This is a genomic window from Constrictibacter sp. MBR-5, assembly GCF_040549485.1.
Lineage (GTDB): Bacteria > Pseudomonadota > Alphaproteobacteria > JAJUGE01 > JAJUGE01 > Constrictibacter.
On sequence record NZ_JBEPTK010000001.1, the window covers coordinates 256,299 to 273,027 of the forward strand.

Sequence of the window (16,729 nt, forward strand, 5' to 3'; positions counted from 1 at the left end):
ATTCTGAAATTGCCCAGGGTAACAGTGAAACCGGCCGTTGCCGCATGACGGCAGTTCGCTATCATATGCGCTTAATGTCTGTCGGCGCCGCCCCCGTGTGCCGGAACTTCGCGACGAGGGCGATCCCGTGAACCACGACGACCGCCGAGACGGATCGGCGCCGACAGAAACGCCTGAGTTTCTGACGGGCGGTGGCGAAGTCGGCCTGCTGATGCGAGCAAAGGACTGGTCCGCGACGCCGCTGGGCCCGCCCGAGGACTGGCCGCAGAGCCTGAAGACCGTCGTCCGCATCATGCAGACGTCGCGCTACGCGATGTGGATGGGCTGGGGCCGGGAGCTCACTTTCTTCTATAATGACGCGTACCGTCCGACCCTCGGCGTGAAGCATCCGCATGCGCTCGGAATGCCCGCGCAGAAAGTCTGGGCGGAGATCTGGCCGGAAATCGGCCCCCGGATCGCGAAGGTGCTGTCAAGCGGCGACGCGACGTGGGACGAGCGGCTTCTTCTGCTCCTCGAGCGGAGCGGTTACCCCGAGGAAACCTACCACACCTTCTCCTACAGCCCGCTCCCCGGCGACGCGGGCGGCATCGAAGGTATGCTCTGCGTCGTCACCGAGGAGACCGAGCGGGTAATCGGGGAGCGGCGCCTCCATACCTTGCGTGACCTCGGTGCACGCTTGGCGGGAACCAACGTCGAAGACGAGGTCCTGAACGCATTCGGCGGCGCCCTCGCCGGAAATCGCCGCGATCTGATCTTCGCCCTTGTCTACCTGTTCGACGCAGACGGCACCGCAGCCCGCCTCGCCACGGCGTGCGGAATCGCCCCCGGTCATCCGGTGGCACCCCAGACCATCCCCGTCGATGCGGACCGACATGCTTGGCCGGCGGCGACATTCGCCGCGCGCAACCCGAGCACCTTGCGCATGTCTGATATTGACCGCGTTTTCGCCGACCTGCCGACCGGCGATTGGGCGAAACCGCCTCGCGAAGCGGTGGTGGTGCCGATTGCGCGTCAGGGTCAGGAGCGGCCCGCCGGGTTCATTGTCGCCGGCCTGAGTCCGCTCCGTACCTACGACGCCGACTATGCGGGCTTCGTGGAGCTGATCGCCGGACAGATCGAAGCGGCCCTCGGCAACGCCAATGCCTATGCCGAAGAGCGGCGCCGGACCGAAGCGCTCGCTGAACTGGATCGCGCCAAGACATCGTTCTTTTCCAACATCAGCCACGAATTCCGCACGCCGCTGACCCTGATGCTCGGACCGATCGAGGAGATCTTGTCGAAGGCGCCGGAGGCGGTCCCGATGGACGACCGGCGCAACGTCGAGTTGGCTCACCGCAACGGCATCAGACTTCTGCAGCTGGTCAACAGCCTCCTGGATTATTCCCGGATCTCCGCCGGACGCATCCATGCGCGCTACCGGCCCGTCGACCTCGCCGCCGCCACATCCGACATCGCTGCGAACTTCCGTGCCGCCGTGGAACGGGCGGGGCTCCGCTTCACCGTCGACTGTCCGGGGCTGCCGCATCCGGTCCACGTCGACGTCGGCATGTGGGAGACTGTTGTCATCAACCTGCTGTCGAACGCATTCAAGTTCACGATGGCGGGCGAGATCGCGGTCGAACTCCGGCCGTCAGTAGATCAGGCGTCGGTGGAACTTCGGGTACGCGACACTGGCGCCGGCATCGCCGCCGACGAGCTGCCGCGCCTCTTTGAGCGGTTCCACCGCATCGAAGGCGCCCGCGGCCGCAGCTTCGAGGGCAGCGGCATCGGCCTCGCCCTTGTGCTCGAACTGGTTCAGTTGCACGGCGGGACCATCTCGGTAGAGAGCGAGCCCGACCGCGGCAGCACGTTCCGCGTACGGATCCCCTTCGGTCGGGCCCACCTGCCCGCGGACCGCATCGGCGACGGGGTGGAGACTGATGTCGGACCGAGCGGCCGTCGCAATGCGCGCGTCGAACAGGCGCTCTACTGGCTGTCCGACGGCGACGTCGAGACCGACGAGGCGGCCGAGACAGATACCACCATCGAACGCGGCGCCGGCGAACGCATCCTCCTGGCGGACGACAATGCGGACATGCGCGGCTACATCGGCCGCCTGCTGATCGCTCAGGGCTACGACGTCGAGGCCGTCCACGACGGGCAGGCAGCGTTGGATTCCGTCCGAAAGCAACCACCGGATCTCGTCCTGACGGACGTCATGATGCCGCGGCTCGACGGCTTCGGTCTCCTGCAGAAGCTGCGCGAGGATGTGCTGCTGCGGGAGATACCGGTCGTCCTCGTCTCCGCCCGGGCGGGCGAGGAAGCCAGGTCCGAAGGCGTCGCCGCCGGAGCGGATGACTATCTGATCAAGCCGTTCTCGGCGCGCGAACTCTTGACGCGGGTCGCCAGTTCACTGGCGAACGCGCGCATGCGACGGCAAACGGAGCATGCGCTGCGCGAAGAAGCCCGCATGCTGGAGACGCTGAACCGCGTGGGTGCTGCGGTCTCGGCCGAACTCGACATGAAGCAGCTGGTCCAGACCGTCACCGACGCGGCGACCGAGCTGACCGGCGCGGCGTTCGGCGCCTTCTTCTATAACGCGGTCGACGACGGAGGCGAATCTTACACGCTCTACGCCCTGTCCGGCGCGCCACGGGAGTCCTTCGAGGGCTTCCCCATGCCGCGCAATACGCCGATCTTCGGACCGACATTTGCCGGAGAGCGACCGGTCCGGTCCGACGACATCACGGCGGACCCGAACTACGGACTGAGTTCCCCCCACCGGGGCATGCCGGCAGGCCATCTTCCCCTGCGCAGCTACTTGGCCGTACCTGTCGTCTCCCGTTCGCGCGAGGTGCTGGGCGGCCTGTTCTTCGGGCATCCCGCGCCGGGGGTCTTCACCGAGCGTTCCGAGCGCCTCGCCACTGGCATCGCGGCACAGGCCGCCGTCGCCATCGACAATGCCACCCTCTATCGCGCGGCCCAAAACGAGATCGCCGAGCGCAAGCAGACCGAGTCGGCGCTGCGCGAGAGCGAGATGCGCTACCGCGAGCTCACCGCTACCCTGGAGACGCGGGTCGAAGAACGCACGGGGGAACTGGCCGAGGCCAACGCCAACCTCCGCGCCCAGATCGAGGAGCGGGAGCGGATCGAGGAAGCGCTGCGCCAGGCACAGAAGATGGAAGGCATCGGCCAGCTGACAGGTGGCGTCGCGCACGATTTCAACAACCTGCTGACCATTATCATCGGCAACCTCGAATCGCTGCAGCGCCAGATCGACCGCGACGAGATGGAGCCGACGCGGATGCGGCGGTGGATCGACAATGCCCATCGCGGCGCACAGCGGGCCGCCGCGCTGACGCAGCGCCTTCTCGCCTTCTCACGGCGTCAGCCGCTGGAGCCGCGGCCGGTCGACCCGAACCGCCTCGTCGCGGGCATGTCGGACCTGCTGCGGCGCACGCTGGGCGAGACCATCGAGGTCGAGACGGTCCTGTCCGGCGGGCTGTGGTGGACGCATGCCGACCCGAACCAGCTGGAGAGCGCCATCCTCAACCTCGCGGTCAATGCCCGCGACGCAATGCCTAGCGGCGGTAGGCTGACCATCGAGACAGCCAACGCCTTCCTCGACGAGGGCTACGCGGCCCGGCAGGCCGAAGTGGCGCCTGGCCAGTATGTCGTGCTTTGCATCAGCGACTCCGGCACCGGGATGAGCCGCGAGGTACTGGCCCAGGCATTCGAGCCCTTCTTCACGACCAAGGATGTCGGCCACGGCACCGGCCTCGGCCTCTCGCAGGTCTACGGATTCGTCAAGCAATCCGGCGGGCATGTGAAGATCTACAGCGAGCCCGGCGAGGGCACGACCGTGAAGATCTACCTGCCGCGCCTGCTCGCTGCGGTGGACGATTCCCATCCGGTCGAGCGCCCGCAGCAGGAAGCAAAGGGCTCCAGGTCGGAGACGATCCTGGTGGTGGAGGACGACGACGACGTCCGCCACCATTCGGTGGAGATCCTGTCCGAACTCGGCTACCGGGTGATCGAGTCGGCCACCGGTGCGGCGGGGCTCGAGCAGCTGGCCACCCACCCGGACGTGAGGCTCCTCTTCACGGACGTCGGGCTGCCGGGCGGCATGAACGGGCGCCAACTCGCCGACGCGGCCCGTCAGCTCCGTCCGCGGCTGGCCGTCCTGTTCACCACCGGCTATGCGAAGAACGCCATCGTCCACGACGGTCGCCTCGACCCCGGAGTTCACCTCATCACCAAACCCTTCACCTATGCCGCCCTCGCCGCGAAGGTGCGCGACGTCCTCGACGTGCGCAGCGGTCCGCCCTGCCTGCTCCTGGTCGAGGACGAGCCGCTGGTCCGCATGGTCGTCGCGGAAGCGCTCGACGATCTCGGGTTCAAGGTCGAGGAGGCGGCATCCGCGACCGAGGCGATCAACAAGATGCGCCTGCTCCAAGGCAAGGTCGACGCGGCGGTTGTCGACGTCGGGCTCCCGGACCGCAAAGGGGACGCGCTCGCCGCGGAGCTCCGCGCGATGGACGGCTCCCTGCCCATCGTCATCGCCAGCGGCTACGATGGCGATTCCCTGCGCGGCCGGTTCGCCGCCGACCCGCTGGTCGCCTTCCTCGACAAACCCTACGAGGCCCACCAACTCGCAGCAGTTCTCGGCGAGTTCGACGTGAAGCCGCTCGCCGGCGGCTGAGCAAGAGCGGCGTCGCGGCAGCCGTGCTGGACACGCTGGCCGAAATGGGCGACATCGGGCCATTCCCAGGCCGGGACCGCCCGACCGGCACCGGTATGTGAGTCGTAACCTCCGCATGCAGCGCGACGAACACACGAACGCAGCCGCGGCGCCCCTCATCCGGCGGTTCGAGGAACCGGCATTCGACTTCGCTGGCCGTTCCGTCCTCGTCACCGGCGGGACGGGCTCGTTCGGCCGCGCCTTCGTCAAAGCGGTGCTGGCCGGGCCCGCACCGCGCAAGCTGATCGTGTTCTCGCGCGACGAGCAGAAGCAGTACGAGATGGCGCAGCGCTGGGACCAGTCGGCGCATCCCTGCCTGCGCTGGTTCATCGGCGACGTGCGCGACGTCGACCGTCTGGAGATGGCGATGCGCGACGTCGACATCGTCGTCCACGCCGCCGCGCTGAAGCACGTCTCCGTCGCCGAGTACAATCCGTTCGAGTGCGTGAAGACCAATGTCCACGGTGCCGAGAACGTGGTCACGGCAGCGCTGCGCACGCGGGTCCAGCGCGTCATCGCCCTCTCCACCGACAAGGCTGCCAACCCAGTCAGCCTCTACGGCGCCAGCAAGCTCGCAGCGGACAAGATCTTCATCGCCGCCAACAACCTCCGCGGCACCGACGGTGCCACATTCTCGGTCGTGCGCTACGGCAACGTGCTCGGCTCACGCGGGAGCGTCGTCCCCTACTTCCAGCGCCTAATCGCCGAGGGTGCCGCCGATCTGCCGATCACCGACCCGCGCATGACGCGCTTTTGGATCACCATCGGCCAGGGCGTTGCCTTCGTGATCTCGTCGCTGGCGATGATGCAGGGCGGCGAGGTCTTCGTGCCGAAGATCCCGAGCATGAAGGTCGGCGAGCTGGCGCGCGCGCTCGCACCGGGGCTGCCGCAGCGGATCGTCGGCATCCGCCCCGGCGAGAAGCTGCACGAGGCGATGATCCCCGAGGACGAGGCGCGCTCGACCCTCGAGCTGGCCGACCGCTATGTGGTGATCCCCGGCCATCCGGGCTTCGACGTGGCCCCTTACCGGGCACTGGGGGCCACACCGGTACCCGAAGCCTTCCGCTATTCCAGCGACGAGAACGCCGAGTGGCTCGACGCCGATGCCCTGCGCCGGCTGCTCGGAAGCACCGCATGACGGCGTTTCTCCCCTATGGCCGGCAGACCATCGAGGACGACGACATCGCTGCCGTCGCCGCCGCCCTGCGAGACGATTTCCTCACCACTGGTCCCGGTGTCGCGCGGTTCGAGGCGGCCTTCGCCGAGGCGGTGGGAGCCCCGCATGCCATCGCGTGCAACAGCGGCACCGCGGCGCTGCACCTCGCCGCGATGTCGATTGGGCTCGGGCGGGGCGATACCGTCGTGGTGCCGAGCCTTACCTTCCTCGCCACCGCTAACGCCGTTCGTTATGTGGGCGCCGAGGTGGCCTTCGCCGATGTCGACCCGGACACCGGCCTCACCGGACCGGAGCAGGTGCTCGACGCAGCCGCCCGGGCGACTGGTCCGGTGAAGGCGGTCTTCCCGGTGCACCTCAACGGCCAGGCCGCCGACAGCCGCGCCATCGCCGCCGCTCTATCCCCCGAGGTCGCCCTGGTCGAGGATGCCTGCCACGCGCTCGGGGCCGGCCTGCGAGGCGGCGACATGCTGATGCGCCCTATCGGCAACTGTGCCGACGCAGCCATGACCTGCTTCTCGCTCCATCCCGTGAAGGCGGTCGCCATGGGCGAAGGTGGCGTCGTCACCACCCGCGACCCCGCCCTTGCCGAACGGGCAATGCGCCTGCGCAATCACGGAATAGACCGGGATCCTGCCGGTTTCCGCAATCGGGACCTTGGCTTCGCCGCGGACGGCACACCGAACCCCTGGTACTATGAGATGGCGGAGCCGGGCTTCAACCTGCGCGCCCCCGACCTGCTTTGCGCTCTCGGCCTCAGCCAATTGGGCAAGCTGCCCCGTTTCATCTCCCGACGGCAGGCGCTCGCCGCCCTCTACGACGACAGGTTGGCCGCACTCATGCCCGTCGTGAAGCCGGTGCCGCGCGTTGCTTGGTCAGGCCACGCCCGGCATCTCTATGCTGTCCTCATCGACTTCGCCGCGGTTGGGCTCGACCGGGCCGCCCTGATGCGCACCCTGCGCGACCGCGGCATCGGCAGCCAAGTTCACTACACGCCAGTCCATCTGCAGCCCTACTATACCGACCGCTACGGCTCGCTCGCCCTGCCGGGCGCCGAGGCCTACTACGCCCGCTGCCTCTCTCTGCCGCTGTTCCCGACCATGGCGGACGGCGATGTCGACCGCGTGGTCGAGGCGCTGGCGGACGTCGTCGGCCTGCAGGCATAGTCTCGCCCCATGAAGGTCGCCGACATCCGTCCGGACGCGCTGATGGAAGGCCAGCAGGCCGCCATGCAGCGCGACATCGCCATGCTCCAGGCCCGCAGGGCAGAGTTCGTCGAGACCCCCTGCCCCGCCTGCGGCGACGACGCCGGCGCCCCGCTCTACGAGAAGTACGGCATGACGCACCGGCGCTGCGCCGCCTGTGCCACCCAGTATGTCTCGCCCCGGCCCAGCCCCGCCGTGCTGCGCGACTTCTATCGCGGCTCCGAGAACTACGCCTACTTCGCCCGGCACATCTTCCCGGCGAGCGCCGAACAGCGCCGCGAGCGCCTGTTCCGGCCGCGCGCCGCCATGGTGGCCGATCTCGCCCGCGCGAGCGGCATGGATCGCCCCGCGCTGGTCGAGGTGGGTGCAGGCTACGGCCTGTTCTGCGAGGAGGTGCGGGCGACCGGCGTCTTCGGCCGAATCGTCGGCGTCGAGCCGACCCCCGACCTCGCCGGCATCTGCCGCGACAAAGGCATAGAGGTGATCGAATCGGCCGTCGAGGAGATCGACGCGGTCGAGCCGTTCGACATCCTCGCCGCCTTCGAGGTGATCGAGCATCTTTTCGACCCCGCCGCCTTCCTGACCGCCTGCCGCCAGCTGGTCCGGCCGGGCGGCCGTATCCTGCTGACCTGCCCGAACATCCAGGGCTTCGACACCATCCTGCTCGGCAGCGCCTCCAGCGCCGTCGACCACGAGCATCTGAACTATTTCAACCCGGACTCGATGGCGCTGCTGCTGCGCCGTGCCGGCTTCGAGGACATCGAGGTGACGACGCCCGGCCGGCTCGACGTCGACCTTGTGCGTCGCGCGCTGGCCGAGGGAACGGTCGCGCCGGCTCAGCTTGGCCCCTTCCTGGCGCACCTGCTGGACCGGAACGACGCCGGGACCGATACCCTGCTCCAGGATTTCCTGCGCCGCGCGCGCCTCTCCTCGAACCTGCAAGCCGTCGCGCGGCTTCCCGCCTGAGATGAGCGCGGCGCGGCATCCGCACGAACCGCGCTGGCGACACGCCGTACGTCTCGCCGCCGAGACGGGGCCGCTAGTGAATGCCTATCTCGGCGTCTGCGACGCCGCCGGCCGCACGCCGCGCAACGACCTCGGCTGGCGCCATCTCGACGCCTGGCTCGCCGGCACCGCCCCGTTCGTGCCGGACGCCCCCCCGCGCCGGCGCCTGCTGATCTTCGCGATGCAGCCGCACTGGGTCGACATGTCGCTCGCCCTGGCGGCCCTGCTGGTCGGGCACGGCGACACCATCGACTTCGTCTGGAGTCAGGCGGCGACGCATCTGCCGGATGTGCCGCCGCCGCTGCTCTACGGCCATTGGCTGGCATCCGGCCGACGCACCCAGCAGGCCTTCAGCCATCCGCGGCTGCGGCTGATCGCACTGGAGGCGCTCACCCCCGGCGCGGCGAACGACACGATGCATGCCGCGGCGATGGCCCAGGCCCACGCCGACGCGAGCTATGCCCTGCGCAAGGAGCGCCTCGACCTCCGCCCCGGCACACCGGACCTTTTCGAACTGGAGCGCCGCCGCGCCGCCGACCTCGACGTGCTCCGCCGCCTCGCCCCTCTCCTCGACGGCGGCGACTACGACCGTTTGCTGATGCCCTCCGGCGGCATTCTGGAGTTCGGCGCCATCCATCGCTACGCAGCGGCGCGCGGCCTAGCCACGACGACCTACGAGTTCCCGGACGCTCACGGCCGCATCATGGTGTCGGCGGCCGGCGCCGTGACCTCGCTGCCGACCACTCCGCTCTGGGATGCCGCGGCACCGCACATCCTGCCCGACGCGGACCGGGCGCGGATCGTGGCCCAGTTGGTCGAGGCGCGGCAGTCGCGGCCGAACGATCCCGCCGCGCCCAGCTTCCAGCGCGCCGCCATGGTCGCACCCCAGGCGGTGCGCGAGGCGCTGGACCTGCCGTCGGACCGGCGCACCGTGCTGGTCTGCTGCAACGTTCCCTACGACGCGATCTTCTACGCCGCGCGTCGGAAGTTCTTCGCCGGCATGTGGGATTGGCTGGCGGAGACGGTGCGCTTCCTCGGCGGTCGCGACGACTGCACCGTCGTCGTGCGCGCCCATCCGGCCGAGCCGCGCTTCGACACGCCCGAGACCGCCGAGGCCCTGCTGCGCGAGGCCCTGCCGGTACTGCCGGAGAATGTGCGCTTCGTCGGTCCACTCTCGCCGGTGAACACCTTCGCGATCATGCAGGTCGCCGACATCGGTGCCGTCTACGCCTCCACGACAGGGCTGGAGATGGCGATGCGCGGCATCCCGGTCGTCTGCGGCAATCCCGACCAGCACTACAACGGCAAGGGCTTCACCACCGACCCGGACGATCGCCCCGGCTATTTCGCCGCCCTCGACGCGCTTCTCGTCGCAACGGCCCGGCCGCGCCTCGCCGCGGAGCAGGTCGATCGCGCGCTGCTCTATGCCGACCTCTATTTCAATAAATGGCCGCGGCCCTTTCCGTGGCACCTGTCGACCTTCTGGCGCGACGTCCGCGCCTGGCCACCGGCTCGCATCCTCGGCCCGGACGGCACGGAACGCTACGGCACGACGGTCGACGCGTTCTGATCCTCGGCCAGATCGGCCTCGTCCCGGCCGCGATAGCGCCGCGGGCCGTAGCACATGCCGATCGTCAGCCCGACCAGCGGCAGCGCCAGCGGCACCGCCGTCAGCATCAGTGGGTGCAGCAGCGCGCTCGCCACCACCGCATGGCGGACGCTGCCGCGGAAGTAGCGGAACAGACCGAACCCAGCCACCAGCGGCACTGCTAGACCGAACATCCCCAGTTCGTAGAGCGCCGCGCCGTAGCCCGAGAGGATGCGCTCGGTCGGGTCGGCGAAGAACAGTGGCCACGCCCCGCCATCCAGTTGCGCGCCCATATAGGCGCCGAAATCGGCGAGGCTGCCGGGCAGGAGGCCGTGGTCGAGGAAGCCCTTGAAGGCGAAGAAGATCGCCGCCAACCGCTGATTTCCGCTGGGATCGGCGACGACCAGCAGCGCCGGATTGTCGATCAGCAGGCCCAGCAGTTCCAGGATGCGCAGCCCATCCGTACGCAGCGTCACCTCCAGGCCCCATGCCGCCAGGACCGCCAGCGGCGCCAACAATCCGACGAGAAAGACCAACGGACGCGCCATCGCGAGGCCGTAGACCACCACGGCGAAGGCGAGCAGGAGGGCCACCTGCGCCGACTGCGCCAGCAGCACGATCTGCACCACGCAGAGCAGCCCGGCCAGCGACCGCTCCCGCCCGCGCAGGAACAGCAGCAGCAGCAGGAAGGCCGCCACGGTCGCATAGTGGCTGGGCTCCGTCGCGAGGGCCGTCACACCGCGGTCGGCGGTCGTGCGCGCCTCCGACACCAGCCCCGTCAGCAGCGTCCGCCCCGCGAACATCTGCAGCACGCCGACCGTGAACCAGACATAGACGGAAGCGGCCAGCAACCGGTCCGACAGGGGATGCCCGCCGCGGGCCAGGAGCAGGGTCGCCGACGCGATGGCGAACAGCGACACGTAGGCGAGCGCGCTGCGCCACGCCGTGAAGTTACCGATGTCGGCTGGCAGCAGAAGGAACGCCACAGCGACCGGGAGCAGCAGGGCCAGGAGCGCCACCGGCACGGGCGCGCGCAGGCCGAGCAACAGCAGCGCGATCCCCGCCACCAGCAGCGCGTATGGCTGCGTATCGGTCGGCAGCGGGAGCGGCGCCAGATACGGAAACAGGCAGAACAGGTGGAACGCCGCAGCCAGGACGGCGACCAGCCCGAAGGTGAAGTCCGGTCGGGCGGCGGGTGCCGCCCGTATCGCCCCGATCGTCACGGCCGCCGAACTCCTGCCCGCACGAAGACGATCACGATGCCGAGGCCGAGCCCCGTCGCCAGCGCTATAAGCAGCGTCCGCCCGAGGCTGGGCGAGGTCGGGCGCGGCGACACGGTCGGACCGTCGACGATGCGCGCGCCGTAGCCGACGTCGACGTTCGTCATCATGCGCTGCCGCGTCTGGTCCAGCAGCAGCGCCCGCATCGCCGCGCGTGTCTCGACATTCTGTTCCTGCTGCAGTTCGCGCGTCAGGAAGGCGATGTACCGCTCGGCCCGTTCCCGGTGCGCCTCGCGCAGCACCGCGTCCGCACCCTGGTTCACCCAGGACAGCAGATCACGCGCGAAGGCGCGATCGGGGTGCACGAACTCAACGGTGTGAATTCCGCGCGCCTCGCCCGAGTCGGTCACGCGGATCCGCGCCTGCAGATATTCGGCCAGCGCCGCGTCGTCGGGCGGCGACCAGCCCGGCAGCCCGACGATCCAGCGCAGTGCAGCCCGCGCCCAGGTCACCGGCCCGCCCGGCTCGTAATAGCCGCCGCCGTCGGCGTCGTACGGGAACACGCGCTGACCGAGCTTCTGACTCGCGTTGAGGTGGCGGGCCAGCCGCTCGGAGTGCAGCAGCACCCGGTACTCGGCGAAAGGATCGGCCGCCTGTTCGGCCTGCCGCCCGGGCAGCAGGGCGGCAAGCTGGCTCAGGCCTTGGGAATCGTTCGACGGGCTGGCACTCGCGACCTGCAGCCGCGCGGTGTATTGCGGCGTCGCGAACAGCAGCCACAGGAAGCCGAGCAAGAGGCAGATCGCGGTCGTGCCGAGGATCGTGCGTCGCCCGTCCCACAACGCTGTCCACACGTCCCGCAGGGTCGCCTCGCCCGTGGAATCGGCCGGGCGGAAAAGCGGCTCGTAGTCGCCCGGCATCGCCGCTCGTATCCCCCCTGTACCCGGACGCCGCCTTGCCAGAACCGCGCCGGCCAGCTTCAGCCGGCCGACGGGGGCCGGCTCAGCCGCCGGCCTTCATCGCCTGCTGCCGCTTCGCCGCATCGTCGGATGCCGGCATCACGATCTGCGTCTGCGTCACCACCGCCAGCTTGCGGCCCTTCTCGTCCTTCACCACGGTCTGCCAGACTTGGGTGGTGCGCCCGACATGTACCGGCGTCGCCTCGCCGTACAGTTTGCCCGGCGGCGTGCCGCGCAGGAAGTTGGTCTTCGACTCCAAGGTGCTGGTCCGCGTCCCGTCGGGCAGGTTCATGATGGTGCCGCGCGCGCCCAGCGTGTCGGCGAAGGCCATGTAGACGCCCCCGTGGACGACGTTCGCACCGTTCGTGTGCTGCGGCCCGGTGTCCATCTCGGCGAGGATGCGCTCCTTGCCGACCTCGGTGAAGCGGATACCGAGGGCCTCGATGAAGTTGGTGCTGTCGGTCATGACGTGCTCGTCTGGGAGGGAATGAAGCAGAATCGGATGCGGCGGCCAGCGGGGTCAACTACCCCCGAGGTCGTCATGCCGGCCGGTTGTCCACCGGCTTGGCGTCGATGGCACCGGCGGGCTCGGTCGCGGCGACCGTGTCGTGCAACACCAGGGGCTGCGTCTGGGAGATCCGCCGCAGCCGGTCGGGCACACGCCATTCAAGCGTGTCGAACCCATCCTCGCCGGGGACCGCGGACCACTCGTCCAGCGCCACGCCGCTCTCGCGCGACACCCAGGCCGGGTCCGGCTCCGCCTCGACCGCGCGCTCCAGCCAGGCGCGCGCCGCCTCGGGATCGTTGTTCTCGCGCATCTCGACGTCGGCCATCAGGCGGCAGACCCGTGCCGAGGGCTCGGGCTGGCTTGCGTCGCGCAGGTGGCGGCGCGCCTGGGTCCACTGCTCGGCCTCGATCGCCGCCTCGGCCAGCATGATCCGCGTCTCGCGGTGATCAGCATTGGCGCCCGCCAGCTTTTGGGTGCGCGCATAGCGCTCCAGCGGCGGCAGGTCGGCGATGATATCGCGGAAGACGGCGAGCAGAGCCGGGTGCGGTCCCCGCTTCCACGCGTCGAAGATCGTCCGCTCCGCCTTGCGCGGGCTGCCGGCGGCGAGCTGACGGCGTGCCAGTTCCACCGACGCCGGAACGAGCTCCGGATCGAGCTTGTGCGCCGACTGCGCGATCATCAGCGCGCGGTCGCCGTCGCCCTCGCGGGCGATCTGCCGCGTGCGCTCGACCTGCAGCACCGCCCGCTTGTGCCGTGTCTCCGGCTTCGGCAGCAGCTTGTGCTTCTCGATGGACTCCATCGTGCGCTCCGCCTCGGACCAGAGGCCGGCCCGCGTCTGCAGGTCGAAGAGCGTCTCCAGCACCCAGCGGGTGCCCGGCCGCTGCCGGTTGGCGCGCTCGGCCAGTTCGATCGCGCGCGGCAGGTCGCCCTCCCGCTGCGCCTGGACGAGCAGGCCCCGCATGCCCATGAACGCCGTCTCGGGCCGGTCGAGCATCTGGGTGAAGTAGCGCCGCGCCGCGGCCGAATCGCCGTCCAGCTGCGCCGACTGCGCCGCCAGCAGCATGGTCAGCGGCGGATCGTGCAGCAGGCCGTCGGCCCGACGCGCCTGCCGCCGCGCCTCGTCGGCGTCGCCGGCGGCGACCGCCACCATGCCCAGCGTCAGCGCGCGATAGCCGCGCTCGCGCCGGCGCAGGCGCCGGTGACGCATGTAGCGTCCGGGCGCATGCCGGATGGCGCTGATCGCCCCCCAGAACAGCGTCAGGATCAGGGCCACCGTCACGACGGCGGCGAGCAGGATGCCCACCGTCGTCTCGATGACCCACCCCTGCCACTCGATGACCACCGCACCCGGCCGGTCTGCGAGCCAGACCGCGATCGCGACAATGATCGCGACCTTGATGAAGAAAAGGACCGCCCTCAGCATCAGCCGGCCCCCCTCACGGCCAGTGCGGCTTTCTCGAGCCGTTCGAGACCGTCGGCCACGGCGAGACGCGCCTTGGCGTCGGCCAGCCAGTCGGCAAAGGCCGCAGCGGGCTCACCCTGCAGCGCACCCACTTCGTCCACCGCCTTCGCGAGATTGCCGTTGTCCATCGCCGCCTCGGCGCGCGCCAGGACGGCATCCGGCGTATCGCCCGCGGCGTCCTCGCCGACGCGGCGCACGCGCACAACCGAAGTCGCCCGCTCGATCATCGAATCGAGCCACCCCTCGCCGGTCTGTGGCCTGATCCGGCCACCCACCTCGGAGGCGATCTCCTTGAAGCGCTTCGTCAGCTGCGGCCGCGTCGGAATGCCCGCCGCGGCGCGGTCTGCCCAACCGCTCAGCGCCTCGGCGACGGCCGGCTCGTTCTGGCCGAGTTTGCGCAGGTCGGACACCTGGGTATCGAACGGCGCGCCCTCGGCCAGGGCGTCCCTGACGCCGTTCAGCGCCATCAGCATCGCCGCCGTCCGGTCGCGTGCCGCCTCGCGCGTGGCCTCTTGGGCCGCCTCGGTCGCGGCGGTCACCTGCTTCTCGATGTCCGCGAGCCCCGTGGTCAGCCGATCGCCGAGCTTGCCGGTCGATTGCTCGACCGCGCTGAGCTGGTCCTGCAACGCGCCGCGCGCGTCCTGCACCGCGGTCAGCTTGGCCTGAAGGTCGTCGATCCGTGCCTCGAGGTCCGGCTGGCCCTGGTCGCGCGCCGCGACTTCAGTGATGCGCGATTCCAGCGCGTCGAGCCTGTCGCCCAGTCGCTGCTCGATCCGCGACAGATTCTCCGTCATCCGAGCTTCCGCAGAACCGATCCGCCCCTGCAGATCGGTGATCTCGGCGGTCGGTATGCGGCTGCGCTGGCCCTGCTCCATCGCGACGCGCAACTGCTCCTGCCGGTCCCACAGCATGTAGCCCAGGACGCCCGTGGCGAGCGCCAGGAGGACGAGCAGAGCGGCCACGACGCCGGAGCCGACGCCGCGGCGGCGCTGCGGCTGAGGCGGCGGCGACGCGCGTTGCGCCTGGTCCTTCTGCTCCCAGCGGATCTCCGGCTTGCGCACCGGTTCGGCCGCGGAGGCGGCGGCTTCAGCCGCCGGCTGCGACTGCTCGTCCTGTGGCGGCATCGTCCCTGTCTCCAACCAGCGATCGACCAGCGCGATCATCGCCGGCTGCTCCGGCCGGTCGGCGATCTCGACCCTGCGCCAGCCGACGCCGCGCGCCGCTTCCGCCACCTGCGCACTCAGGCACAGCGCCGTCACCTGGGCGCATCTGTCCGCGACGCCGGCTTCCTGCACCAGCCGCACGAAGGTGCCCGCGGTGCGCGGCGAGAAGAACAGCACGAGATCGAGGCCGCCCGACTTGAGCGCCTCGATCGTCTCGATCGACAGGGCCGGCGCCGGCAGTGCCGAGTAGAGCTCGACCCGGCGCACCTCGTAGCCCGCCTCGCCGAGCTGCCCGGCGAGGTCGCCCGCGATGGTCCGGCCGCCCGCATGGAGCAGTGCGCCGTCGGCAGGCTTCAGCTTCTCCATGACCAGCATGGCGAGCGCCTCGGCATCGCCGCGCGCGCTCTCGACCTTGTCGAAACCGGCGTTCCGCGCCGCGTCCGCCGTCGCGTCGCCCACCGCGAAGATCGGCAGGTCGCGCCGCTCGGTCGACGTCGCGAACTCGCGCGCGCCGAAGGCGCTGGTGAGCAGGACCGCCTGGACGCCGTCCAGGTCGATCGGTCCGTGGTCCGTCGCCCGGATCTCGAGCAGCGGCTCCTGGATCGGCTCGATGTCGCGCTCGCTCAAGGCCCGCGCGATCGCTCCCGCATTCTCACGCGGGCGGGTGATCAGCGCCCGCATCCTGCCCCCTTCCGTTCGCACTCGGCCCTCATCAAAGGAATAGCTCCCGGTCTCCGGCAGCGCGCAGTGCGCGCCCGGCATCTTCGCCCATCGCGGCCGCGTCGGCCACCGTACCGCGTCTCTCGCAGCGCCAGACCCTGCTGCCGTCCGGCCGCGCGAGCAGCGCGCGCAGGACGAGGTCGTCGCCGCTCTGCTCGGCGAGAGCCGCGACCGGTGTCCGGCACGAGCCGTCCAGCGTGCCGAGCAGCGCCCGCTCCGCCGTCACCGCCGTGCGCGTCGGCGCATCGTCGAGCGCATCGAGCCAGCCGATCAGTTCCGCGTCGTCCGAGCGGCATTCGACGGCGATGGCGCCCTGCGCCGCGGCCGGCAGCATGTCTTCCGGCGACAGCACCGCCCGCGCCTGGCTCTCGATGCCGAGCCGCTTCAGGCCGGCGAGCGCCAGGATCGTCGCCGCGACCTCGCCCTGTTCCACCTTGCGCATGCGCGTGCCGACATTGCCGCGCAGCGGCACCACGTTCAGGTCGGGCCGCACGGCCAGAAGCTGCGACTGGCGCCGCAGCGACACCGTGCCGACCGTCGCGCCCTGCGGCAGGTCCGCGATGCTCGCCGCCGTCGCGATCAACGCGTCGCGCGGGTCTTCGCGCGGCAGGATCGCGGCCAGGGTGAAGCGCGGGTCGACGACGGTCTCCATGTCTTTCAGGGAATGCACCGCAAGATCGATCCGACCGTCCGCCAGGGCCGCCTCGATTTCCTTGACGAACAGGCCCTTGTTGCCGATTTCCGAGAGGCGGCGGTCCTGAACGCGGTCGCCCGCGGTCGAGATCGGAACCAGTTGAACGGCGTCCGCGGCCGCGAGTTCCGGATGCGCGCGGATCAGCCGGTCCCGCACCTGCTCGGATTGGGCAAGGGCGAGCGGGCTTCCGCGCGTTCCAATTCTGATCGACCGTTCCCGCCGCATGCGGTTTGTGTAGCCCGTCGGCCGCGGATTGGCAAAGGTGGATTGGCAAAGCCGGAGTTCCCGCCGCCGAGCGGGCGAAAGGGTATGGC

11 protein-coding genes are annotated in these 16,729 nt (G+C 70.0%); 5 read left to right on the forward strand and 6 right to left on the reverse strand.

Annotated elements, in window-relative coordinates; translation table 11 throughout:
* Positions 1 to 127 precede the first annotated feature (127 nt).
* From ABIE65_RS01210 to ABIE65_RS01230, 5 genes are all read left to right on the forward strand, one after another.
* Complete coding sequence (locus ABIE65_RS01210; protein ID WP_354074993.1) at positions 128 to 4,681, forward strand: response regulator; 4,554 nt, start codon at positions 128 to 130, stop codon at positions 4,679 to 4,681.
* Between the two features lie 115 nt (positions 4,682 to 4,796).
* Complete coding sequence (pseB, locus tag ABIE65_RS01215; protein ID WP_354074994.1) at positions 4,797 to 5,858, forward strand: UDP-N-acetylglucosamine 4,6-dehydratase (inverting); 1,062 nt, start codon at positions 4,797 to 4,799, stop codon at positions 5,856 to 5,858.
* Entirely contained in the window at positions 5,855 to 7,060 is a 1,206-nt protein-coding gene (pseC, locus tag ABIE65_RS01220; protein ID WP_354074995.1) for a UDP-4-amino-4,6-dideoxy-N-acetyl-beta-L-altrosamine transaminase, read from the forward strand. The genes pseB and pseC overlap by 4 nt, the downstream gene beginning before the upstream one ends.
* Before the next feature lie 9 nt (positions 7,061 to 7,069).
* A complete protein-coding gene (locus tag ABIE65_RS01225; RefSeq protein WP_354074996.1) occupies positions 7,070 to 8,065 on the forward strand; it encodes a class I SAM-dependent methyltransferase in 996 nt (331 codons plus the stop codon).
* A gap of 76 nt (positions 8,066 to 8,141) precedes the next feature.
* The gene (locus ABIE65_RS01230) at positions 8,142 to 9,674 is read left to right on the forward strand and encodes a hypothetical protein (RefSeq protein WP_354074998.1); all 1,533 of its coding nucleotides are present in this window, start codon (positions 8,142 to 8,144) and stop codon (positions 9,672 to 9,674) included.
* Here the strand turns inward: ABIE65_RS01230 and ABIE65_RS01235 are convergent.
* From ABIE65_RS01235 to hemC, 6 genes are all read right to left on the reverse strand, one after another.
* The gene (locus tag ABIE65_RS01235; RefSeq protein WP_354075000.1) at positions 9,647 to 10,915 is read right to left on the reverse strand and encodes a hypothetical protein; all 1,269 of its coding nucleotides are present in this window, start codon (positions 10,913 to 10,915) and stop codon (positions 9,647 to 9,649) included. The genes ABIE65_RS01230 and ABIE65_RS01235 overlap by 28 nt on opposite strands.
* Positions 10,912 to 11,829 carry a Wzz/FepE/Etk N-terminal domain-containing protein gene (locus ABIE65_RS01240; RefSeq protein ID WP_354075001.1) on the reverse strand — a complete coding sequence of 306 codons (918 nt, stop codon included), beginning with the start codon at positions 11,827 to 11,829 and terminating at the stop codon, positions 10,912 to 10,914. Before ABIE65_RS01240 ends, ABIE65_RS01235 begins: the two co-directional genes overlap by 4 nt.
* Before the next feature lie 82 nt (positions 11,830 to 11,911).
* Positions 11,912 to 12,334, reverse strand: a complete 423-nt coding sequence (locus ABIE65_RS01245; RefSeq protein ID WP_354075002.1) for a PaaI family thioesterase — start codon at positions 12,332 to 12,334, stop codon at positions 11,912 to 11,914.
* Between the two features lie 73 nt (positions 12,335 to 12,407).
* Positions 12,408 to 13,799 (reverse strand): heme biosynthesis protein HemY, encoded by a 1,392-nt coding sequence (locus ABIE65_RS01250; protein ID WP_354075003.1) that lies wholly within the window; start codon positions 13,797 to 13,799, stop codon positions 12,408 to 12,410.
* Entirely contained in the window at positions 13,799 to 15,682 is a 1,884-nt protein-coding gene (locus ABIE65_RS01255; RefSeq protein ID WP_354075004.1) for a uroporphyrinogen-III synthase, read from the reverse strand. Before ABIE65_RS01255 ends, ABIE65_RS01250 begins: the two co-directional genes overlap by 1 nt.
* A gap of 31 nt (positions 15,683 to 15,713) precedes the next feature.
* Positions 15,714 to 16,640, reverse strand: a complete 927-nt coding sequence (hemC, locus tag ABIE65_RS01260) for a hydroxymethylbilane synthase (protein ID WP_354075005.1) — start codon at positions 16,638 to 16,640, stop codon at positions 15,714 to 15,716.
* Positions 16,641 to 16,729 lie beyond the last annotated feature (89 nt).